Origin of the sequence: Planococcus beigongshangi, from assembly GCF_016820495.1 — a bacterium.
GTDB classification, from domain to species: Bacteria; Bacillota; Bacilli; order Bacillales_A; family Planococcaceae; genus Planococcus; species Planococcus beigongshangi.
Map to the genome: position 1 here is coordinate 170,432 of NZ_JADHDU010000001.1, position 21,562 is coordinate 191,993.

Annotated in this window: 22 protein-coding genes and 1 riboswitch; all 22 genes read left to right on the forward strand. The window is 47.8% G+C overall.

Annotation, left to right across the window (positions count from 1 at the left end):
- Positions 1-244 precede the first annotated feature (244 nt).
- The 22 genes from speE (at position 245) to IQ294_RS00965 (ending at position 21,555) form a co-directional block, all read left to right on the forward strand.
- Positions 245-1,078 carry a spermidine synthase gene (gene speE, locus IQ294_RS00860; RefSeq protein ID WP_203332126.1) on the forward strand — a complete coding sequence of 278 codons (834 nt, stop codon included), beginning with the start codon at positions 245-247 and terminating at the stop codon, positions 1,076-1,078.
- A gap of 2 nt (positions 1,079-1,080) precedes the next feature.
- Positions 1,081-1,953 (forward strand): agmatinase, encoded by an 873-nt coding sequence (gene speB / locus IQ294_RS00865; RefSeq protein WP_203332127.1) that lies wholly within the window; start codon positions 1,081-1,083, stop codon positions 1,951-1,953.
- Positions 1,954-2,276: 323 nt separating this feature from the next.
- Complete coding sequence (locus IQ294_RS00870; RefSeq protein ID WP_203332128.1) at positions 2,277-2,687, forward strand: YwiB family protein; 411 nt, start codon at positions 2,277-2,279, stop codon at positions 2,685-2,687.
- A complete protein-coding gene (gene argS, locus IQ294_RS00875) occupies positions 2,684-4,345 on the forward strand; it encodes an arginine--tRNA ligase (RefSeq protein WP_203332129.1) in 1,662 nt (553 codons plus the stop codon). The genes IQ294_RS00870 and argS overlap by 4 nt, the downstream gene beginning before the upstream one ends.
- 45 nt (positions 4,346-4,390) lie before the next feature.
- A riboswitch (cobalamin riboswitch) is annotated at positions 4,391-4,576 on the forward strand.
- A 163-nt stretch (positions 4,577-4,739) separates the two neighbouring features.
- On the forward strand, positions 4,740-5,717 hold the full coding sequence (locus tag IQ294_RS00880; RefSeq protein WP_203332130.1) for an ABC transporter substrate-binding protein: 978 nt from the start codon (positions 4,740-4,742) through the stop codon (positions 5,715-5,717).
- A complete protein-coding gene (locus IQ294_RS00885) occupies positions 5,710-6,711 on the forward strand; it encodes an iron chelate uptake ABC transporter family permease subunit (RefSeq protein WP_203332131.1) in 1,002 nt (333 codons plus the stop codon). The genes IQ294_RS00880 and IQ294_RS00885 overlap by 8 nt, the downstream gene beginning before the upstream one ends.
- On the forward strand, positions 6,704-8,164 hold the full coding sequence (locus IQ294_RS00890) for an adenosylcobinamide amidohydrolase (protein WP_203332132.1): 1,461 nt from the start codon (positions 6,704-6,706) through the stop codon (positions 8,162-8,164). Before IQ294_RS00885 ends, IQ294_RS00890 begins: the two co-directional genes overlap by 8 nt.
- Complete coding sequence (gene cbiB / locus IQ294_RS00895; protein ID WP_203332133.1) at positions 8,161-9,114, forward strand: adenosylcobinamide-phosphate synthase CbiB; 954 nt, start codon at positions 8,161-8,163, stop codon at positions 9,112-9,114. The genes IQ294_RS00890 and cbiB overlap by 4 nt, the downstream gene beginning before the upstream one ends.
- Complete coding sequence (locus IQ294_RS00900) at positions 9,101-10,180, forward strand: pyridoxal phosphate-dependent aminotransferase (RefSeq protein WP_203332134.1); 1,080 nt, start codon at positions 9,101-9,103, stop codon at positions 10,178-10,180. Before cbiB ends, IQ294_RS00900 begins: the two co-directional genes overlap by 14 nt.
- Positions 10,162-10,710 (forward strand): bifunctional adenosylcobinamide kinase/adenosylcobinamide-phosphate guanylyltransferase, encoded by a 549-nt coding sequence (locus IQ294_RS00905; RefSeq protein WP_203332135.1) that lies wholly within the window; start codon positions 10,162-10,164, stop codon positions 10,708-10,710. Before IQ294_RS00900 ends, IQ294_RS00905 begins: the two co-directional genes overlap by 19 nt.
- 4 nt (positions 10,711-10,714) lie before the next feature.
- Complete coding sequence (locus tag IQ294_RS00910) at positions 10,715-12,166, forward strand: cobyric acid synthase (RefSeq protein ID WP_203332136.1); 1,452 nt, start codon at positions 10,715-10,717, stop codon at positions 12,164-12,166.
- The gene (gene cobS, locus IQ294_RS00915) at positions 12,166-12,936 is read left to right on the forward strand and encodes an adenosylcobinamide-GDP ribazoletransferase (RefSeq protein WP_203332137.1); all 771 of its coding nucleotides are present in this window, start codon (positions 12,166-12,168) and stop codon (positions 12,934-12,936) included. Before IQ294_RS00910 ends, cobS begins: the two co-directional genes overlap by 1 nt.
- Positions 12,909-13,493, forward strand: a complete 585-nt coding sequence (locus IQ294_RS00920; protein WP_203332138.1) for a histidine phosphatase family protein — start codon at positions 12,909-12,911, stop codon at positions 13,491-13,493. The genes cobS and IQ294_RS00920 overlap by 28 nt, the downstream gene beginning before the upstream one ends.
- Positions 13,445-13,876 (forward strand): bifunctional adenosylcobinamide kinase/adenosylcobinamide-phosphate guanylyltransferase, encoded by a 432-nt coding sequence (locus IQ294_RS00925; RefSeq protein ID WP_203332139.1) that lies wholly within the window; start codon positions 13,445-13,447, stop codon positions 13,874-13,876. Before IQ294_RS00920 ends, IQ294_RS00925 begins: the two co-directional genes overlap by 49 nt.
- The gene (locus IQ294_RS00930; RefSeq protein WP_203332140.1) at positions 13,848-14,435 is read left to right on the forward strand and encodes a cob(I)yrinic acid a,c-diamide adenosyltransferase; all 588 of its coding nucleotides are present in this window, start codon (positions 13,848-13,850) and stop codon (positions 14,433-14,435) included. Before IQ294_RS00925 ends, IQ294_RS00930 begins: the two co-directional genes overlap by 29 nt.
- Position 14,436: 1 nt before the next feature.
- Positions 14,437-14,910 carry an ECF transporter S component gene (locus tag IQ294_RS00935; protein ID WP_203332141.1) on the forward strand — a complete coding sequence of 158 codons (474 nt, stop codon included), beginning with the start codon at positions 14,437-14,439 and terminating at the stop codon, positions 14,908-14,910.
- Positions 14,910-15,584 carry an alpha-ribazole-5-phosphate synthase gene (locus tag IQ294_RS00940; RefSeq protein WP_203332142.1) on the forward strand — a complete coding sequence of 225 codons (675 nt, stop codon included), beginning with the start codon at positions 14,910-14,912 and terminating at the stop codon, positions 15,582-15,584. The genes IQ294_RS00935 and IQ294_RS00940 overlap by 1 nt, the downstream gene beginning before the upstream one ends.
- A 194-nt stretch (positions 15,585-15,778) precedes the next feature.
- The gene (locus IQ294_RS00945) at positions 15,779-17,923 is read left to right on the forward strand and encodes a (Fe-S)-binding protein (protein ID WP_203332143.1); all 2,145 of its coding nucleotides are present in this window, start codon (positions 15,779-15,781) and stop codon (positions 17,921-17,923) included.
- Positions 17,924-18,069: 146 nt separating this feature from the next.
- On the forward strand, positions 18,070-18,375 hold the full coding sequence (locus tag IQ294_RS00950) for a hypothetical protein (protein WP_203332144.1): 306 nt from the start codon (positions 18,070-18,072) through the stop codon (positions 18,373-18,375).
- On the forward strand, positions 18,353-19,546 hold the full coding sequence (locus tag IQ294_RS00955) for an acetyl-CoA C-acetyltransferase (protein ID WP_203332145.1): 1,194 nt from the start codon (positions 18,353-18,355) through the stop codon (positions 19,544-19,546). Before IQ294_RS00950 ends, IQ294_RS00955 begins: the two co-directional genes overlap by 23 nt.
- 2 nt (positions 19,547-19,548) lie before the next feature.
- Complete coding sequence (locus tag IQ294_RS00960; RefSeq protein ID WP_203332146.1) at positions 19,549-20,400, forward strand: 3-hydroxybutyryl-CoA dehydrogenase; 852 nt, start codon at positions 19,549-19,551, stop codon at positions 20,398-20,400.
- Between the two features lie 18 nt (positions 20,401-20,418).
- Positions 20,419-21,555 (forward strand): acyl-CoA dehydrogenase, encoded by a 1,137-nt coding sequence (locus IQ294_RS00965; RefSeq protein WP_203332147.1) that lies wholly within the window; start codon positions 20,419-20,421, stop codon positions 21,553-21,555.
- Positions 21,556-21,562 lie beyond the last annotated feature (7 nt).

The window sequence follows — 21,562 nt, forward strand, 5'->3', positions numbered from 1 at the left end:
GGCGTGAGCGATTGTGAACAAACCCAAGCCCAATGCCTCATGTCACTTGCAACGCTAAACAGGAATAAAAAGGTTTTCTGTGCAGGGAAATATTCTCTGTGCAGAAAGCCTTTTTATTTTCCGCATAAAAGAATGGCAGGCGGGTAAAGAAAACTGTCTGAAAAATGTTATTGCACTTTCAGCGAAATCACTTATACTTTTTTAAGTGATTACTACTATGGAAGAAAAAGGAGTTTGATTATAGATGGCAGGATTCTGGTATACAGAAAAGCAGACTGAGAATTTCGGGATTACGATGAAAATCAATAAGACCCTTCACACGGAACAAACGGAATTTCAATACCTGGAGATGGCAGAAACCGCTGAATGGGGCAATATGCTGTTTCTTGACGGCATGGTCATGACTTCTGAGAAAGACGAATTCGTCTACCATGAAATGGTTGCGCACGTTCCATTATTCACACACCCGAACCCTGAAAATGTACTGGTGGTAGGTGGCGGTGACGGCGGCGTCATCCGTGAAGTGCTGAAGCACCCTTCTGTCAAACGAGCGACGCTTGTCGATATCGACGGCAAAGTGATCGAGTACTCGAAGAAATTCCTTCCATCGATCGCATCCGGCCTTGAAGATGCACGTGTCGAAGTGATCGTCGGCGACGGTTTCATGCATATCGCTGAATCTGAAAACAAATACGATGTGATCATGGTCGATTCGACTGAACCGGTTGGACCTGCTGTGAATTTATTCACGAAAGGCTTCTATGCCGGGATTTCAAGAGCACTGAAAGAAGATGGCATTTTCGTTGCGCAATCTGACAACCCGTGGTTCAAAGCGGATTTGATCGAGCAGGTGCAAAAAGATGTCCGGGAAATTTTCCCGATTACGAAATTGTATTTGGCGAACATCCCCACTTACCCAAGCGGACTGTGGGCATTCACGATCGGTTCGAAGAAATACGATCCGTTGACTGTGCCTGCTGAGCGGTTCCACGAGATCGATACGAGATACTACACGAAAGAATTGCATAACGCGGCATTCGTTTTGCCGAAATTCGTGAAAGATATGGCAGGCGAATAAAGATGAGATTCGACGAAACGTATTCAGGCAAAGTGTTTATTGGAAGCCATCCGAATTATGAAGAATCGAAGGCGGTTTTATACGGCATGCCGATGGACTGGACAGTAAGCTACCGTCCGGGTTCCCGTTTCGGCCCGAATAAAATCCGTGAAGTGTCGATCGGCCTGGAAGAATACAGCCCGTATCTTGACCGCGAACTGGATGAAGTGAAATTCTTTGATGCAGGCGACATTCCGCTGCCATTCGGCAATCCGGAAAAATCCTTGCTGGAGATTGAAACCTATGTGCATACGCTGCTTGCCGACGGAAAAATTCCGATGGGCATGGGCGGCGAGCATTTGGTGTCACTTCCGGTCATGAGAGCAGTGGCCAGCAAATATGACGATTTGGCGATCATCCATTTCGATGCCCACACGGATCTCCGTGAGCATTATGAAGGCGAAGAATATTCGCATTCGACGCCGATCCGCAAAATCGCGGATCACATCGGACCGGCGAATGTCTTTTCATTCGGCATCCGTTCCGGCATGAAAGAAGAATTCGCGTGGGCAAAAGAGCAAGGCATGCACATTTCGAAATTCGAAGTGCTGGAGCCGTTGAAGGAAATCTTGCCGACGCTTGCGGGACGTAATGTCTACGTGACGATCGATATGGACGTTCTCGATCCGGCGCATGCACCGGGTACAGGCACAGTCGATGCAGGCGGCATCACATCGCGTGAGCTGCTCGCTTCCATCCATGCCATCGCGGCATCGGGTGTAAATGTGGTCGGATTCGACCTCGTCGAGCTGGCACCTGTATACGACCATTCCGATCAGACGGCGAACACGGCGAGCAAGCTGATCCGTGAGATGATTCTGGGTTGGGTGAAATAAAGAAAAGCGAAATCTAGACACGAACACAAATCAATTTACGAGCCGGCCGGCATATTCGCGGCCGGCTGTTTTTCTGTTTTATTTGGAATCGACGATAAACGGTTAAGAATCGACGATAAACGCTTGAAAATCGATGATAAACCGGAAAGAATCGACGATAAATGTTTCAGAATCGACGATAAACATTTCGCCGGCGCAAATAGCTTATCCCCAGAAAAGAGATTAGCTGCTTTTCATTTATGTCGAAATTGAAACTTAATTGAAAAAAGCCGATTACTCAGGCTATAATATAAAGGTTATCAACAAACGGGGAGGCGGTAATTATGGAAAAATCAGTGAATATTAGCCTGACGACAACCATCCGCCAGCCGGATATGGAAGAGCAAGTGATGAAGCTGCAATCCCGCGGTACGCTGACGGAAAAAAATAATCGCCGTTATCTTAAATACCAGGAGCAGCAGGATGAACTTGAAATCCGGACTATTGTGAAATTCAATGAAGAAGAAGCAGTGATCATGAGAAGCGGTGGGCTTCAGATGAGGCTGCCGTTTTTATTGCATAAAGAACAGACGGGGAACCTGACAAACGCGCAGGGGTCGTTCATGCTTACAACGACCGCACACGAGTTGTCGGTGAGCGGCAGTCATTTTAAAGTCCGTTATGATATGGCACTGGGTGCTGAACATGTCGGCGAATATGAAATGGAAATTCAATTTATGGAGGCTAAAAAATGAATGCAGTTGAGAAAGTTGAGCATGCCATTAAATTGGCGATAGCGGAAGCGGTAGAAAAAGCAGAATTGACTGCGGATCCGGTGGAAGTCCATCTGGAATCACCGAAAGATAAAGCGAACGGTGATTATGCGACGAATATTGCTATGCAATTAACGCGCGTTGCAAAAAAAGCGCCGAAATTGATTGCTGAAGCGATCGTTTCCAATATTGACAAGGAATCAGCGAATATCGAGAAAATCGAAATCGCGGGTCCTGGTTTTATTAATATCACGATCAAAAAAGATTACCTGCTGGACGTTGTGAAAACAGTTTTGGAACAGAAAGAAGAATATGGCCGCACGAATGCTGGCGCCGGTGAGAAAATCCAGGTCGAGTTTGTTTCCGCAAATCCGACAGGAGACCTTCACCTGGGGCACGCGCGCGGTTCGTCCGTCGGTGATTCGCTGTGTAACGTGCTTGATCTTGCGGGTTATGATGTGTCCCGTGAATATTACATCAACGATGCCGGCAATCAGATCAATAACTTGGCGCTGTCGATTGAAGCGCGTTATTTTGAGGAGCTTGGAAAAGGTGACAGCATGCCGGAAGACGGCTACCGTGGCCAGGATATCATTGATATCGCAAAAGCACTCGTTGCGGAGCACGGGGACAAATTCCTGAACGTGACACACGAAGAGCGTTACGCAGAATTCCGCAAACACGGTCTGAAAGTGGAACTTGCGAAACTGCAGAAGGATTTGGCTGATTTCCGCGTTGAATTCGATGTCTGGTTCTCGGAAACTTCCTTATATGAAAATGGCAAGATTGACGTGGCATTGCAAAAACTGCGTGACAATGGCCATATTTTCGAAGAAGGCGGAGCAACCTGGTTCCGTTCGACGACATTCGGCGACGACAAAGACCGCGTGCTGATCAAGAACGACGGATCATACACATACTTGATGCCGGATATCGCTTATCATGAAGATAAGATTTCACGCGGTTTCGAAAAACTGATCAACGTGTGGGGAGCCGATCACCATGGCTATATCCCGCGTATGAAAGCTGCGATCGAAGCGCTTGGCTATGACCGTGACACGCTTGAAGTGAGCATTATACAGATGGTTCAATTGTATAAAGACGGCGAAAAGATGAAAATGAGCAAACGTACCGGTAAAGCGGTGACGATGCGTGAATTGGTTGAGCTGGTTGGCCTTGACGCTGTCCGTTATTTCTTCGCCATGCGTTCAGGCGATTCGCATATGGATTTCGACCTGGATCTGGCGGTATCGCAATCAAACGAAAACCCGGTTTATTATGCGCAATACGGCCATGCCCGCATCGCTTCGATTCTGCGTCAGGCAGAAGAGCAAGGATTCACGGCTTCAACAGAGCGCCTTGAATTATTGGCGACTGAAAAAGAAATTGATGTGCTGAAAAAAGTCGGCGATTTCCCTCAGGTCATCGCGGACGCTGCGAAACAGCGCGCGCCGCATCGTGTGACGACTTACATCCAGGAACTGGCTTCCCAGTTCCACAGTTTCTATAACGCCAATAAGGTTTTGGATGCATCGAATGAAGACATGACCCGGGCACGTCTTGCGTTGATCACCGCAGTGAAGACGACACTTGCCAACGCACTCAAAACTGTCGGTGTTTCTGCACCGGAAAAAATGTAAGAGACATTCAGAAAATTTTCTGTATAATGAAATAGGATAATAAAATTGAATATCAATCATAAAGGTGCTTATGTCTAAGAACATGAGTTAAAAGGGAAGCCGGTTCGAATCCGGCGCGGTCCCGCCACTGTAAGTGTGAGCTGTCTGTCGAATGCCACTGGAATAAAATCCGGGAAGGTGCAGAATGCAATGATCACGAGCCAGGAGACCTGCCTTTATGGAACACCCATAAGCTTGCGAGGACAGGCTGGATGCGCATGTCTTTTTATGGCGTCCTTTCAGACCTCCCGCAAGTATTGTGGGGGGTCTTTTTATTTATCTGAGCAGCGACTGGCGGATACCCCCTCCGCTGGATCATTGCTGAACCGCAAATATGGAATTGGAGGAATACATAATGAAGAAGTTTTGGAAATTCGGGTTAAGTGCAAGTTTGGCAGCAGTATTGATGGCTGGCTGCGGTGGAGAAAACACGGCAACCGAAGAACAGGAAATCGAAACACCGGCAGAACCGCCGACGGAAGTGGCGGAAGCCGAGTTTCCTGTGACATTGACTGATGCTATGGGCACAGAGGTGGTAATTGAAGAAGAACCGGAAGCGATTGTATCAATGATTCCTTCCAATACAGAAATTGCCTATGAACTGGGATTGGGCGACAAAATCGTGGGTGTATCCGATTTCGACAACTATCCTGAAGAAACTGCGGATGTGGAAAAAATCGGCGGCCAGGAATTCAACGTTGAAAAAATAATCAGTTTACAGCCGGATATTGTATTTGCTCATGAATCCGGTCTTGGAATGGGGACAGAAGGGCTTGAACAGCTCACGGACGCGGGACTTACAGTATTCGTTGTCGAAAATGCAGAAAGTTTCGATCAAGTGTATGACACAATCACTGTCATCGGCCAAGCTACAGGAGCCACTGATGAAGCGGATGCACTGGTGGAACAAATGGAAGTGCAGGTTGAAGAAATCACAGAACAGGCAAGCAATGTAGAAGAAACCAAAGCTGTTTTTGTGGAAGTTGGAAGCGACCCTGAGATTTTTACAACTGGCTCAGGAACTTTCATGGATGAAATGCTGCAAATCATCAACGCTGAAAATATAGCAGGCGATCAGGAAGGCTGGGTCAGCATGGATCCGGAAGCTGTTGTAGCAGCCAATCCTGATGTGATTGTGACTACTGAAGGCGGCTATATCGAGAATGCTGAAGAATTGATCAAAACGCGAAGCGGGTTTGCAGAAGTTACAGCGGTTCAGGAAGATGCTGTCTACAGTGTCGATTCGGATGCAGTAACGCGCTCGGGTCCACGGTTGACAGTGGGCTTGCTTGAATTGGCACGCGCCGTTTACCCGGAGGTCTTCAGTGAGTAAAAATGTTCTGGCATATATCGTTTCTCTGTCGCTTTTAAGCGGAGCGATTGTGCTGGGTGTAACGATCGGCACGGTTTCGATTTCACCTGTCGTTTTATGGAATCCGGCATCGGATGAAGCAGCAGCCAATATCCTTTGGAATATCCGGATGCCGCGTGTGGTTCTGGCAGGTCTTGTCGGTGCGGCTCTTGCAATAGCAGGAGCAGCATTCCAGGGTCTTTTGAAAAACCCGTTGGCCGATCCTTACACTTTGGGAGTGTCTTCCGGTGCCTCTGTCGGCGCCGTGATGACACTCTTTTTCGGCATTTCGATCCCTTTTCTCGGTTCTTTCACGCTTCCTGTAATGAGTATGATCGGTGCGTTACTGACCATGATTTTGGTTATGGGTTTTGCCCGATTGGTTGACCGGTCGATGAAAATGGAGACTGTCATTTTAACAGGCATCATCTTCAGTTCGTTTCTGGGATCTGTCATTTCGCTGATGATTGCTTTAACCGGAGAGGAATTAAGACAGATTATCGGCTGGCTGCTCGGCAGTGTTTCGATGCGGGGATGGCCGTATGTTCAGATGGCTCTGCCTTTTATTCTCGTCGGCTCTTTCGTTCTGTGGCTGAACCGGCGGGAATTGAATGCTATGCTTTTCGGTGAAGAACGTGCGCAGCATCTTGGTGTGGATGTGAAAAAAAGAAAGTGGTCAATATTGATCGGCGGCTCGGTGCTGACCGGAGCAGCAGTTGCGGTGTCCGGTACGATCGGATTCGTCGGATTGGTCGTACCGCATATGACGCGACTAGTATGGGGGTCTGATCATCGCCATTTACTCCCTTTATCATTTATCAATGGGGCGGCGTTATTAATCGTCTGTGATCTTGTAGCGAGAACGATTATTTCGCCGACTGAATTGCCGATAGGGGTAATTACAGCATTTATAGGAGCCCCTGTATTTGCCTTTATATTTTTCCGCCAACGCAAGGGAGGAACAGCAAATGCTTGAAATTAGGAATTTGTCAGGCGGTTATGGAGAGAAGAAAATTATTGAAGATGTTTCTTTCGAAGTGGAAAGAGGCACAGTACTCGGAATACTCGGTCCAAATGGCAGCGGGAAATCGACGCTGATGAAGCTCATGAGCGGGGTATTGCCTTTTGAAAATGGAATAGTATCGATTGATGGAAAAAAAATTACTGACTTCCCGCCGAAGGAGCTTGCCAGAAAAATGGCGGTTCTCCCTCAGCTTCATGTCCATGCTTTTTCGCATACTGTCCGTGAAACGGTATCACTTGGAAGATATCCCCATCAAAGCGGCTGGTTTTCCTCCTGGTCGGAAGAAGATGAACGGGCAGTTGTTGAAGCGATGGAGCTGATGGATATCAGCCATTACGAAAAGACGCAAATTGATCAATTGTCGGGCGGGGAACAGCAACGGGTTTTTGTAGCTCAGGCACTTGCACAAAACGCTTCGATTTTATTGCTTGATGAACCGACGAACCATTTGGATATCAATCACCAAAAAGAATTACTTGATACCATCAAGAAGCAGGCTATTGAAAAAGACTTAACCATCGTTTCGATTTTTCATGATATTAATCTGGCTTCCATGTACTGTGATAAATTATTACTGCTGGATAAAGGAAAAGTCTTCCGTATCGGGGAACCGCATGAAGTGGTCAAAGAGCATTACGTGGAGACTGTGTACAAAACCAGGGTCAGCAATCACCCGCACCCGGAATTGCCGAAGCCGCAAATCACTTTGCTGCCCAATGTAAAAAGAAATATCTCCATGACACAAATCAGAGCAGAAGAATTTTCTGTTTCTGCGGAAATGGTTTTATTCAAAAGCAGCATTCCATTAAAAACTGTTTCTTCTGCAATAGTGAATCCGGGCGCAGGCTGGTTCCGAAATTTCATGAACCGCCATGTTGATGCTGCTTATAATATCGATAACAGCCTTGAGGAAATGAAGGCATTTATTGAAAAAAATGGTTTAAAATCAACCGATACAGTAGGCATGATGACAGCAGTGCAAACCCGGCACGCCATTGTGAAAGAATATGAAGGTCCTTTTGGAACCATCGTCATTGCAGTTACAGCCGGTGTAGGCAATGGAGTTGATGTGTCCAAAGCGGTTGAGCGGGCTATGCATGTCGGCACGATCAATACCTGGATCATGGTGAATGGGTCTTTGTCTGATGAAGCTTTTATCCAGGCGATGATTACAGCGACTGAAGCAAAAACAAAAGCTTTGCAACAGGAGCAGGTATTGGATCCTTTGACTGGTACAATTGCAACAGGAACTTCAACGGACAGTTGTCTTGTGGCCTCAACACAGCAGGGTGAATATTTGCCTTATGCGGGTCCTGTAACAGAAATCGGTAAATTGATCGGCCTTGGCGTATTTGAATGTACAGTGGAGGGCATCAAACTTTATCGGGAGGCAAAGAAGGCATGATTTTCCATTTACTGGCGATTACGCTTGGTTTATTGCTGGATCGTTTGATCGGTGATCCGCCGCATTGGCCGCATCCTGTTCGCTGGATCGGGAATTATATTTATAAAGTGACCCAATTATTAAATAAAGGTCCTCATGCTTTTCGGAATGGCTTCCTGTTAGTAGGGTCACTGATCGTCATTGTTTTTGTGGCCGTTTCAGGTGCCGTATTCCTTGCCTATTCGACCCATCCCGTTTTCGGCGTTGCAATAGAGGCAATTTTGATTGCCACAGGTTTGGCACAAAAAAGTTTGCAGATTGCTGCCGAAGAAGTTTATAAACCTCTGCTGGATAAAAATCTGCCAGAAGCACGTCAAAAGCTGTCATGGATTGTTGGCCGGGATACGCAGCATCTGGACGAAAGTGAAATTACTCGCGGTGTGGTGGAAACCGTGTCAGAAAATATCAGTGATGGCGTGACGGCACCGTTATTCTGGGCGTTTTTGCTGGGAGCTCCCGGATTATGGATCTATAAAGCGGTCAATACATGCGATTCGATAGTAGGTTATAAAAATGAGCAATTTCGGCAATTCGGCTTTGCATCTGCCCGCCTGGATGATGTGCTGAATCTTATTCCGAGCCGGATCACAGGATTGCTGATCTTGCTGCTGACAGTGAATAAACGAAAACTGACGATGCTGGAACGGATAAAAGAGTGGATTCAATATGCCCCGAAGCATCCGAGCCCGAACAGCGGCTGGCTGGAAGCGGCAACTGCTGTGCAACTCGGGATTCAGCTGGGGGGCGAAAATTCCTACGGAGGAGTTTCTTCTTTCAGGGCATATATGGGCACACCGGTTTATAAACTTGAAGCAGACCATATCAGAGAAACGGTGGTCCATATGCAAATTGCGGCATGGGGATTTTTCATCTTATTTGCGATAGGGGGAATAATAATTGAGTTTGCCTAATCACGGTGCCAATCCATTGATTCTTTATAAACAGGCAGGGATTGAGCCACCTGAAAACTTCCTGGATTTCAGTGAAAATATCCATCCATTTGGTCCGCCTGCATTTATAGAAGAAAATTGGGCCGGATTTTATACATTATTGAATACATATCCTGACCCGGACGCTGAACCGTTCCGAACCGCGGCAGCTGTCTACCATCAAATAGAGAAAAATCAGCTCGCTGCTGCAAACGGTGCTGCCGAAGTGTTCACTTGGCTTGCCAGACGCTATCGCGGAAAACAAGTGGCGCTCCTGGAACCGGCGTTTTCCGAGTACCGCAAAACTTTGGAAGCAGAAAATGCAGTCATCAGAGAAATTCAATTATCTTCCGACAGTGACTGGCAAATGACTGCTGCTGGAATCAATTCACACTTAAGCGGCTGCGAGGCTTTGTACATTTGCAATCCGCATAATCCTACCGGGCTTTTATTGACAGCAGAAAAACTGAAAGAAATCGCGGATCACTGCGCTGACGCAAAGTGTGAATTGGTCATAGATGAAGCTTTTGTCGATTTTATCGATGAGGAAGCATCATTTACTGAACATTTGTCTTCCTGCCCGCATGTTATCATTGTCCGTTCAATGACAAAGATGTACGCAATCGCCGGTTTGCGCTTGGGCTATGTAATGGCAGCACCTCGAATTATAGAAGAATTAATCGAAGGCGCAGCCCACTGGAATGTCAACGCTTTGTCTGCTTCAATCGGATCCCGCTGTTTTCCATTAAAAGATTATCGCGAAACCATCAGGCAAGCTGCCAGTGAAGAACGAAGGAACATGATGCAGTTCCTGGCAGAAAAAAATTGCCGCTTCACAGATTCCAGAGCCAATTTCCTTTCATTCTGTTTGCCGGCAGGCAAAGATCCGGATCTTTTTTTTCAGGATATGCTGAAAAAAGGAATCGTCTTGCGTCACACCTATTCATTTAAGGGCATGGATGGACGCTGGTTCCGCATAGGCATGAAAGCGGACACAGCGATGCAGCGTCTTCGAAAGGAGATGGCCGAATGGCTCGCGCAAAATTGATCTTCATCAGCGGCGGAGTGCGCAGCGGAAAAAGTGCCTATGCCGAATCGCTGGTCCGCGATTTTTCCGCGCAGCGAAAAATCTATCTGGCGAGTGGACGCGCCGGCGATCCCGAAATGACGGAGCGCATTGAGCGCCACCGCAAAGACCGTGAAATGGACGGCTGGCATACAATCGAACAGCCAGTCCGTATGGAAGAAGTATTGCCGTATATTCTAAAAAAAGACGCGGTGCTATGGGATTGTGTAACCACCTGGCTGGCGAACGAATTATATGAAGGCTGGGAGCGCAATGAAATGTGTTCGGAAATTCCAGGATGCATGGAACAGAAATGGATCCAGCTGCAGGACACTTTGCTGAAGCTTCTGGACACGGCTGAATTTTTGACAGTCGTTTCGAACGAAGTGCTGGATGATTTTGTCCGGGATGATCTGTACATGCGCTGGCTTGGACGTATCCATATCTGGCTTGTGAAGCAAGCGGACCAGGCTTTTGAAATGGAGAACGGCATGGCGTTCAGAAGGAAGTGAAGAGATGCGAGGAGTAATGATTCAAGGAACGTCTTCGGATGTCGGGAAAAGTATGATCTGTACAGCTTTCTGCCGAATATTGTCGGATCAGGGCTATTCGGTGGCACCGTTTAAATCACAGAACATGTCAAATAACTCCTATGTAACGGTGTTGGGTGAAGAAATTGGCCGTTCCCAAGGGATTCAAGCGGAGGCTGCAAGAACAGTCGCCAAGGTGGAAATGAATCCGATTCTCTTAAAACCGGAAAATGACATGAAATCCCAAGTCGTGTTGTTCGGCAAAAAACTGAAAGCGATGGACGGCATGAAATACCGGGACGAATTTTACGGGCAGGGCTTGGCCGCAATCGAAAAAGCCCTGGCTGAATTGGAGAAAAACTACAGCCACCTTGTCATCGAAGGGGCAGGAAGCCCGGCGGAAGTTAACTTGAACGATCGGGATTTAGTAAATATGAAAGTTGCAGAATTGGCGGATGTTCCGGTTATTTTGGTGGCTGATATCGAACGCGGCGGTGTATTCGCTTCTATAATCGGGACGCTGGCTTTGGTTCCGAATCCTGAACGGATCAAAGGCATTCTGATTAATAAATTCAGAGGCGACATCGATTTATTTGAAAATGGCATTGAATTTCTGGAAAATTATACGGGTTTGCCGGTGCTCGGAGTTATCCCTTATCTGTCAAAACATGAAATCGGCCAGGAAGATTCGCTGGGGATCAGGGAACTCGCAAAAATCAAAAACGATGCCCCTATTCGGATTGTCGTCTGCAAACATCCTTATTTATCAAATTTTACGGATATCGAACCGTTTTTACTGGAACCGGATGTCTCAATCATTTGGGCAGATTCAATAGAAGACATCGGCGTTCCCGATATTTTGATCTTACCCGGAACGAAAAGCACCATTGCAGACCTGCGTTTCTGGAAACAGCAGGGTCTGCAGGAAAAGCTCGAATCTTTAAAAGGAAATATTTGGATTGTCGGCTTATGCGGCGGTTTTCAGATGCTGGCGGAAACTCTGGCTGATCCATCAGGTTACGATGGAACCATTGCAGAAGAAGAAAGCGGATTCGGATTGATTGCAGGAATGAGAATTGAGTTTGCGGAAGAGAAATGGGTAGAGCGACGAACCGGTAAAACTGTGCTTACTGGCCGGAAAACGGCTGTAACCGGCTATGAGATCCACAGCGCCCGCGTTCAATCTTCACAGTGGCCGCTGATCGAATACCCTGATGGCAATGAAGGCTATTTGCACAACCGGATACTCGGTACGCATCTTCACGGATTATTTGATTCAGCTGAGTTCCGCTCAGCTTTTCTGGAGCCTATCCGGATTGCGAAGGGATTGCCGATTCCTGATTCAGTAATCGAATATGATCGCTTTGATAGATGGGCGCAGCATGTGAAAAAACATATCGATTGGCAAAAAGTCGAACAGTTACTGGGGGAAAGCTGATGAGCAGGAACTTAACAGTTGGTTTGTTGCTGGCATTGCAGTTTTTCTCGGTAATTCCCGTTAAAAAAAATTTACCGATGGAAAAAGCACAGCTGACGGCGATGTATGCCGTGTTGCCATTGCTCGGACTGTTATTTGGCAGTGTGCTCGCTTCTGCAACGCTGTTAATCAGGGAAACAACAGATGTCAGTTCGCTGCTCATGGCTTTTGTAATAGTTGCAGGAAGCATCATTTTGACCGGCGGCCTCCATTTGGATGGGCTGGCTGATGTCGGAGACGCTTATTTTTCCTATCAGGACAGGGAAAAACGCCTTGAAATCATGGGGGATCCGCGGATTGGCGCATTTGGTACAATGGTGTTGATTCTTTTTATGATCGGTAAAGTCATTGTCATCAGTGAAATGGCTATGAACATTTCGTTATGGACCATCGTTTTTATCCCGATTGTTTCAAAAATCGGTTTGATGCTGCTTTTCAGCTCAACCGCTTCCGCAAAAAATACAGGGCTTGCCGCTTATTTTCAAAAGTCGGCTGACAGAAAACGAATTGCAGGAGCCGCTTCGATCTGGCTTTTGATTGTTGCGACGGCAATGGTCTTCCTGATGGGGTGGCAGATAACTGGAGCTTTATTGATTGCTGCTGCAATTTTTTCTGTTATTTACCGGCAGTGGTGCCGGAAAAATTTCGGAGGCGTCACAGGCGATTTGTTCGGCGCTTATGTGGAAGGAACGGAGCTGCTGTTATGGACGATGCTTTTATTATTCATTTGATTCGCCACGCGCCAACCGCTGGCAATTTGAAAAAACAGTATATCGGTTGGACCGACGAACCGGTTTTGCCGTTCGAAGCGGTGGCGGATTTCAGAACGAAGAAAGTATGGGGCAGCGATTTGCAGCGCTGCCGGCAGACAGCTGAAAAGCTGTTTCCGTATGCTAATTACACAGCTGACCCGGATTTCCGCGAATGCCATTTCGGCGATTGGGAAATGAAAACTTATGAAGAACTGAAAAATGAACAACGTTATCGTAACTGGATAGATAATCCGGGGAAGCTTTCCCCGCCGGGAGGCGAAAGTTTCAGTAAATTGGCGGAGCGGGTCGATAAAGCTTTTGGACGCCTTCCGGAAGGAAATGAATTTACGATTATCATGCACGGCGGACCGCTCCGTTACATGCTGGCATGTGCGCGTGGACAGGAGTTTCAGGAGCAAATTGCGTTGCATGGTGATTGCCATACACTTGTATGGAGCAGCCGGAAAGCGTTTGAGGAGAGAGCAATATGCACATCATATTCGGCGGCGCCTTTAACGGCAAACGTCAATACGTAAAAGAGCGTTTAGCTGGAATGGATGTTTCCTGGCATGAAGGCCGTCTGCCGGAAACGGAAAATGGGAATGGCTTCATCGTAATAGCTGGTTTGGAACTTTGGGTAAAAGAGCAGCTTGGCCGAGGCGTCAATGAAGAACGGATCCTCGTACAAGTGAAAAAAGCTGTGGCTGAGATGCAGCAGGATCATTTTTGGGTTTTGACCGATATGAACCGCGGTATTGTTCCGGCAACTGCGCTGGAGCGTGAAATGCGGGATGTCATCGGCAGGCTCTATCAATATCTGTTTGCACAGGCGGAACAAATTACACGCATTTGGTACGGTATTCCACAAACAATTAAAGGGGCGGATCAAAATGAAAATTTACACAAAAACAGGAGATAAAGGGCAGACAGGTTTAATCGGTGCGCGGGCAGATAAAGATTCGCCGCGCATTGAAGCATACGGCACGATCGACGAAGTCAATTCTTTCATCGGCAAAGCGATGACCGAACTCGAACCTGAAAAATATGCGGATTTGTTGGTGGATCTGGAAGCCATCCAAAATGAATTATTCGATTGCGGCGGCGATTTGGCGGATGTCCGCAACAAGCCGCAATATAAAATGACGGAAACACCTGTGGAAGTTCTGGAAAAGCGCATCGATGAGTTAGTGGAAGAACCGCCTTTACTGGAACGCTTTATCCTGCCGGGTGGTTCGCCTGCAGCGGCGACGCTTCATATCGCACGCACAATTACGCGGCGCGCAGAACGACAGACCGTTACATTGATGAAATCAGGCGAAGATTTTCCGATGGTGGTCCAGCGCTATTTGAACCGCCTTTCCGATTATTTATTCGCGGCGTCTCGTGTTGTCAATTCACGTGCCGGTGTGCGGGATAACGAATACGTTCGAAGTGCAAAAGTGTTCAAAAATGTCGGCCAGGCAAAAAAGGAAAATTAATATGGCTACGAAGAAGATCGCGCTGGCCGCTTTATTCATCAGCTTATCTGCAATCGGCGGAATGGTGAAGATTCCGCTCGGCATCGCATCCATCGCGCTGGACTCGATGCCGGCAATTATTGCTATACTGTTTTTATCGGCACCGCTTGCGGGAGTTGTGGCGGCTTTCGGGCATATTGTTTCAGCATTGTTCGGCGGCTTTCCGCTCGGTCCTTTTCATGTAATCATCGCTGCTGAGATGTGGATTGCCGTTTGGGTATTCGCCAAAATGCATGCAGCGGGTTTGAATAAATGGAAATGGATCATCTTTATCGGCTTGAACGGAATTGCGGCGGCTGTCCCTTTTTATTTTCTATTATCGCCGGCATTTTTCTATGCCTCCGTTCCAGGTCTGATCATTGCTTCTGCCATTAATGCGGGAGCAGCGGGAATTGTCATGCCCTACATGAATAGATTCAGAGAGAGGGCATTTTGATGCGGCATGAATTGCAATTGGATGGCTGGATCATTACTACAGATAATTCAGCAGGAATCGGTGAAAAACCGTTGGATGCAGTAAAAGCTCCTGCTTTTATTACCGCCAAATTCGCGGCTCGTGTAGCATTGCTGGAACAATGGGCAGCAGGAAGCGAACCGCAGGCAGTGCTGCTTCAGAACTTTAGCGGTGCGAGCCAGTGGGGCCGGTATATTGCCGGTATAGAAGAACTTTTTGAGGAAGCTGGCTTGGACCTCATCCCCATTACCGGCAGTTCAGAAACGAATATGGAAACTTTGCAGTCAGGAATTGCCGTCACGATGCTGGGGAAACGCGTGCGAGATATCGGATATTCGGATTTGCAATGGTTCGCATACGGAATGCCGCTCGCAGGCGATGAAGTTTTGAAAAATATTGATCAAATCGCTGACTTGAAGAAAATTCACGGGGCTGTCCAACAAAAAATGATCAGCAGGCTGTGGCCAGTCGGTTCCAAAGGAATTGCGGCTGAAGTGGAGTTGATGATGGGCAAAGCTGTTTCGGTGACGGCTGATCTCGACCTCGTGGCTTCCGGAGGTCCCGCTGCTTCTGTGCTGATCGGGATCCGCGAAGAGAAGGTTGAAGCGGCAAAAGAGTATCTTGGCGAACCTTTTTATCCTTTATTCTTTAAATAGAATGACGAAGCATCGCCTTGAGCGATGCTTTTTTGTTTTTGCTGTTTTAAATTAAAAATGAAAACCCTTTCAATAGAACTATTGACTGAATGCTCATTCATATTTTAATATAGAACTAAGCATCGACAATCGATGGGAGTTCACGTAAACTTTGAATAAGGATTTTTGGAATATATTTTTAAGGGGGAGTACCAATGGAGCCATTGCTCATCGCTAACTGGGTCTTGTTTTTGGCTGTTACGGCATACGCAGTTTATCTGTTCATCTATCTGCTGAAATCACGCTATGATTACATCAAGCTTGGTAAGAAAGTGGAATTCGAAGATAATTTCAACGAACGTATCCGCAAAGTCATGGTCAACGTTTTTGGCCAGAAAAAATTAATGAAGGATAAGAAAAGTGGGACCATCCACGTCATGTTCTTCTATGGCTTCCTGCTTGTTCAAGCCAGTGCCATCGACTTTATCATCAAAGGCTTGGCACCAGGTTCTCATTTACCGCTTGGACCGCTCTATCCGGCATTTACATTTTTCCAGGAAATTGTTACTTTAACAATCCTGGTTGCCGTAATATGGGCGTTCTACAGACGTTATATTGAAAAGCTGGTACGTCTGAAACGAGGCTGGAAATCAGGTCTTGTATTGATTTTCATCGGCGGCCTGATGGTTACCGTTCTTGTAGGTAATGGCGCCGGCATGGTCTGGCAGGGCCACGAAGCAGCTTGGACAGAGCCGGTTGCATCTGTATTCGCAATGGTCTTCGGTGCAGCTTCGACGACAGTTGCCGCAACGATCTTCTATGTTATGTGGTGGGCACATCTATTGTTCCTGTTGACATTCCTTGTTTATGTACCACAATCTAAACACGCTCACCTGATCTTCGGACCGGTCAACACCTGGTTCCACCGGGTTGACCATGTCGGCCGCTTGAAGCCGATCAATTTTGAAGAGATGGAAGAAGCGGATGATGACGACCCGGACGCCATGCCTTCATTCGGTGTCGGCAAAATCACGGACTTTACACAAGCGCAGATGATCGACTTCTATGCTTGTGTGGAATGTGGACGATGCACGAATATGTGTCCGGCAACTGGCACAGGGAAAATGCTGTCGCCAATGGATCTGATCACGAAACTTCGCGATAACCTGACAAATACAGGTGCCGTAATGACCCAGAAAAAACCGTGGGTGCCGGCAATGGCATTCAGCAACACACAAGGGAATCAGCTCGCGATGGCTGCCGGCGCTGAAGGCGTTACAATCGATGACCTTTACAGCCCGAGCCTGATCGGCGATGTAATCACAGAAGAAGAAATCTGGGCATGCACGACTTGCCGTAACTGTGAAGACCAATGTCCGGTTATGAACGAGCACGTCGACAAAATCATCGACCTTCGCCGTTACCTTGTAATGACGGAAGGAAAAATGGATAAGGATGCTCAACGCGCGATGACCAACATCGAGAAGCAGGGGAATCCTTGGGGTCTTAACCGTAAAGACAAAGAAAACTGGAGAGATGCACGTGAAGACGTTCATATCCCGACTGTCAAAGAAATGAACAAAGCCGGCGAAGAATTCGAATTCCTGTTCTGGGTCGGTTCAATGGGCTCATTCGACAGCCGCTCTCAAAAAATCGCTTTGTCATTTGCTCGCCTGATGAACGAAGCGGGAGTGAAATTCGCAATTCTCGGCAATAAAGAAAAGAACTCCGGTGATACACCGCGTCGTCTCGGAAACGAATTCCTGTTCCAGGAACTGGCGACAGCGAACATCAAAGAGTTTGAAAAAGCGGAGATCAAGAAAATCGTTACAATCGATCCGCATGCATACAATATCTTCAAAAACGAATATCCGGATTTCGGCTTCCAGGCTGAAGTCTATCACCACACTGAAATGCTGTTCGAATTATTGCAGCAAGGCAAGCTGAAACCGAAATACGCAGTCAATGAAAAGATTACTTTCCATGATTCCTGCTACCTCGGCCGCTACAACGATGTCTACGACGCACCGCGTGAGATCCTGAAATCGATCGAAGGCGTTGAACTCGTTGAGATGGTCCGCAACCGCCAGGACGGCATGTGCTGTGGCGCAGGCGGCGGATTGATGTGGATGGAAGAAGATGCCGGTCACCGCGTCAACGTTGCGCGTACCGAACAGGCACTTGAAGTCAATCCGACGATGATTTCTTCCGGCTGTCCGTACTGCCTGACAATGCTGTCAGACGGAACGAAAGCGAAAGAAGTTGAAGAAACAGTAGGCACATACGATGTTGCTGAACTTCTGGAAATGTCGATCTTCGGCAATGAAACACCGATGCCGGAAGAGACGATTGTTCAGTAAGATTCAATAAATATTGCCAAAACTTGCGGAATTCTATAAGATGAAAGATAAGAAGAGGGAGTGTAAAAGCTCCCTTTTTTCACGAGAACTTGTCGAGCGAGCGTTCGGTCACCCAAAAATCCGGACGTCATCAGGCGATTTGATTTGTGACGAAGCTAGTGAGGCGAAGCCGAGGCAAGTATTGCCTGTCACTAATTATAGAAGCGGGGAACCCTTTGAAGCTAGTAAGGCATTGGAATTTTATCAGCGGTTTTTTAGAGTTTATCAGCGGTTTTCAGAGGTTTATCAGCGATTTTTTGGCGTTTATCAGCGATTTTTTAGAGTTTATCAGCGATTCTGGTATTTATCGTCGATTCCAGGAAATAAGCCACATCCAATATTTTTTCATTCCATTTGAAAACGTTTACAACGATAGGGAGGAAAATAATCATGGCAAAAACAGTTATCATTGATGGCGCACGTACAGCATTCGGAAAATTCGGTGGTGGGCTGAGTTCAGTTACAGCAAGCGACCTCGGGGCAGCAGCGATCAAAGAAGCGATGAACCGCGCAGGCATCCAGCCGGAAGATGTACAGGAAGTCATCATGGGCAACGTGCTCCAGGCGGGCCAGGGACAGATTCCCTCAAGACAGGCTGCATATAAAGCGGGCATTCCATATAACGTTAAATCGGAAACCATCAATAAAGTCTGTGCTTCGGGTCTCCGTTCAGTGACGATGGCCGATCAGATCATTCGCCTCGGAGACGAGGAAGTGATCGTCGCAGGCGGCATGGAATCCATGTCGAATGCACCTTACTACTTGCCGAAAGCCCGTTGGGGTCTCCGCATGGGTGATGCGCAAATGATCGATGGCATGGTTCATGACGGATTATCGTGTTCATTCCATCCCGATAAAGTCCATATGGGCACTTATGGAAACTCGACGGCCGAAGAGCATGGCCTGACGCGTGAAATGCAGGATGACTGGTCTGTCCGTTCACATGAACGGGCATTGAAATCGGCTGGCATTTTCGCTGAAGAAATCACGCCGGTCGAAGTGAAACAGCGTAAAGGGGATCCGCTTCAAGTAAAACTGGACGAAGCACCGCGCAAAGGCACGACTGCTGAAGCGCTGGCGAAATTGAAGCCGGCATTCGGCAAAGACGGCACGATTACAGCCGGCAACGCACCGGGCATCAATGACGGAGCGGCGGCGCTCGTATTGATGAGCGAAGAACGTGCGCAAAAAGACGGCAAAACGCCGCTTGCTTATGTGCTGGCACATACAGAAGTCGCAGTGGAGCCGCATCGTTTCCCGGAAACGCCGGGTCTTGTCATCAATGAATTGTTGAAGAAAACAGGCAAATCATTGGAGGATATCGACCTTTTTGAAATCAACGAAGCATTCGCGGCAGTTGCACTGGCGAGTTCGAAAATCGCAGGACTGGATGCAGAAAAAGTTAATGTCAACGGCGGCTCTGTCGCACTTGGCCACCCGATCGGCGCAAGCGGCACACGCATCATCCTGACGCTGGCATATGAGTTGAGACGCCGCGGAGGCGGCATCGGAATCGCTGCCATCTGTTCAGGCGGCGGACAAGGTGATGCAATTATGATTGAAGTTCCCAAGGAGGCAAAATAAGCATGGCAATTCAGAACATGATGGTGATTGGCGCCGGACAAATGGGTTCCGGCATCGCGCAGGTTTGCGCACAGGCAGGATTTAATGTGAAATTGAACGATATGAAACAGGAAGCATATGACCGCGGGATTGAAGGCATCACGAAAAACCTTTCCCGCAACGTTGAAAAAGAGCGCATGACCGAAGAAGAGAAAATGGCGGTTCTTGGCCGCATCACCCCTTCGCTTGATTTAAAAGACGCACATGATGTCGACATCGTCATCGAAGCCGCTGTTGAGAATATGGAAATCAAACACAGCATTTTCAAGACGCTTGACGAAGTGGCGCCGAAGCACGCGATTCTTGCGACGAACACATCTTCACTTCCGATTACGGAAATCGCAGCTGTGACGAACCGTCCGGAACAGGTGATCGGCATGCATTTCATGAACCCGGTGCCGGTGATGAAATTGGTTGAAATCATTCGCGGCCTTGCGACAACGGATGAAGTTTATAAAACAATAGAAGAAATGACATTGAAACTATCGAAGACGCCGGTGGAATGCAACGACTTTCCTGGATTTGTTTCGAACCGAATCCTGATGCCGATGATCAATGAAGCGGTGTTCACGCTTCAGGAAGGCGTCGCGACGAAAGAAGCGATCGACAGCATCATGAAAATGGGCATGAACCATCCGATGGGACCGCTTGAACTGGCTGATTTTATTGGCCTGGATACGTGCCTGTACATCATGGAAGTGCTTCATGAAGGCTTCGGCGACAGCAAATACCGCCCAAGCCCATTGCTGCGTCAATATGTGAAAGCCGGATGGCTTGGCAAGAAAACTGGCCGCGGATTCTACGAATACAATTAATCGAGGGGGGAACCCGCAATGGATTTACATTTTACAGACGAACAAATTATGATGCGCAATATGGTGCGTGATTTTGCAAAGGAAGAAATCGCCCCTTTCATTGAAAAGATGGAAGAAGGCGAATTCCCGAGGGAAATCGTAAAGAAAATGGCGGGACTGGGCCTCATGGGCATCACAGCTCCTGAAAAATACGGCGGATCGGAAATGGATTTCACTTCCTATATCACGGCCATCCACGAATTATCGAAAGTGAGCGGCGTGGTGGGAGTCATCCTTTCGGTGCATACCTCCGTCGGCACGAATCCAATCCTGCATTTCGGAACCGAAGAACAGATTGCGAAATACGTGCCGAAACTTGCGAGCGGTGAATACCTCGGCGCATTCTGCCTGACTGAACCAGGCGCCGGATCCGATGCCGGCAGCCTGAAGACGAAAGCGGTTCTTGACGGTGATGAATACGTGCTGAACGGTTCTAAAGTGTTCATCACGAACGGCGGTGAGGCGGATACTTACATCGTCTTCGCTTCGACGAAACCGGAAGCCGGATCTCGCGGCATCTCCGCATTCATCGTCGAAAAAGATTACCCGGGCCTGATCATCGGCAAAGATGAGAAGAAGATGGGTCTTCACGGTTCCCGTACAGTGCAATTGACGTTCGACAATATGCGGGTGCCGGCTGAAAACCTGTTGGGCACGGAAAACAAAGGCTTTTCCATCGCGATGGCAAATTTGAACGTCGGTCGCATCGGCATCGCTGCCCAGGCGCTTGGCATTGCGGAAGCGGCATATGAGTACGCGGTTGCCTACGCCAAAGAGCGTGAGCAATTCGGCAAGCCGATTGCCCAGCAGCAGGGCGTCGCGTTCAAACTTGCGGACATGGCAACTCAGGTCGAAGCGGCGAAATTGCTCGTCTACAATGCAGCCAGCCTTTATTCCGAAGGCAAGGATTGCAATAAAGAAGCGTCGATGGCGAAACTATATGCATCGAAAGCCGCCATGGATATCGCGATTGAAGCGGTCCAGGTATACGGAGGCTATGGCTATACAGAAGATTATCCGGTGGAGCGACTGTTCCGCGACGCCAAAGTGACGGAAATCTATGAAGGCACGAGTGAAATCCAACGTATCGTCATCAGCAAACAACTACTAAAATAGCAGGGGG

What these genes read in the sequence shown, in the direction of transcription:
- speE (WP_203332126.1), top strand. Translation starts at nt 245, where the DNA reads ATGGCAGGATTCTGGTATACAGAAAAGCAGACTGAGAATTTCGGGATT.
- speB (WP_203332127.1), top strand. Translation starts at nt 1,081, where the DNA reads ATGAGATTCGACGAAACGTATTCAGGCAAAGTGTTTATTGGAAGCCAT.
- IQ294_RS00870 (WP_203332128.1), top strand. Translation starts at nt 2,277, where the DNA reads ATGGAAAAATCAGTGAATATTAGCCTGACGACAACCATCCGCCAGCCG.
- argS (WP_203332129.1), top strand. Translation starts at nt 2,684, where the DNA reads ATGAATGCAGTTGAGAAAGTTGAGCATGCCATTAAATTGGCGATAGCG.
- IQ294_RS00880 (WP_203332130.1), top strand. Translation starts at nt 4,740, where the DNA reads ATGAAGAAGTTTTGGAAATTCGGGTTAAGTGCAAGTTTGGCAGCAGTA.
- IQ294_RS00890 (WP_203332132.1), top strand. Translation starts at nt 6,704, where the DNA reads ATGCTTGAAATTAGGAATTTGTCAGGCGGTTATGGAGAGAAGAAAATT.
- cbiB (WP_203332133.1), top strand. Translation starts at nt 8,161, where the DNA reads ATGATTTTCCATTTACTGGCGATTACGCTTGGTTTATTGCTGGATCGT.
- IQ294_RS00905 (WP_203332135.1), top strand. Translation starts at nt 10,162, where the DNA reads ATGGCTCGCGCAAAATTGATCTTCATCAGCGGCGGAGTGCGCAGCGGA.
- IQ294_RS00910 (WP_203332136.1), top strand. Translation starts at nt 10,715, where the DNA reads ATGCGAGGAGTAATGATTCAAGGAACGTCTTCGGATGTCGGGAAAAGT.
- cobS (WP_203332137.1), top strand. Translation starts at nt 12,166, where the DNA reads ATGAGCAGGAACTTAACAGTTGGTTTGTTGCTGGCATTGCAGTTTTTC.
- IQ294_RS00920 (WP_203332138.1), top strand. Translation starts at nt 12,909, where the DNA reads ATGGACGATGCTTTTATTATTCATTTGATTCGCCACGCGCCAACCGCT.
- IQ294_RS00925 (WP_203332139.1), top strand. Translation starts at nt 13,445, where the DNA reads ATGCACATCATATTCGGCGGCGCCTTTAACGGCAAACGTCAATACGTA.
- IQ294_RS00930 (WP_203332140.1), top strand. Translation starts at nt 13,848, where the DNA reads ATGAAAATTTACACAAAAACAGGAGATAAAGGGCAGACAGGTTTAATC.
- IQ294_RS00935 (WP_203332141.1), top strand. Translation starts at nt 14,437, where the DNA reads ATGGCTACGAAGAAGATCGCGCTGGCCGCTTTATTCATCAGCTTATCT.
- IQ294_RS00940 (WP_203332142.1), top strand. Translation starts at nt 14,910, where the DNA reads ATGCGGCATGAATTGCAATTGGATGGCTGGATCATTACTACAGATAAT.
- IQ294_RS00945 (WP_203332143.1), top strand. Translation starts at nt 15,779, where the DNA reads ATGGAGCCATTGCTCATCGCTAACTGGGTCTTGTTTTTGGCTGTTACG.
- IQ294_RS00955 (WP_203332145.1), top strand. Translation starts at nt 18,353, where the DNA reads ATGGCAAAAACAGTTATCATTGATGGCGCACGTACAGCATTCGGAAAA.
- IQ294_RS00960 (WP_203332146.1), top strand. Translation starts at nt 19,549, where the DNA reads ATGGCAATTCAGAACATGATGGTGATTGGCGCCGGACAAATGGGTTCC.
- IQ294_RS00965 (WP_203332147.1), top strand. Translation starts at nt 20,419, where the DNA reads ATGGATTTACATTTTACAGACGAACAAATTATGATGCGCAATATGGTG.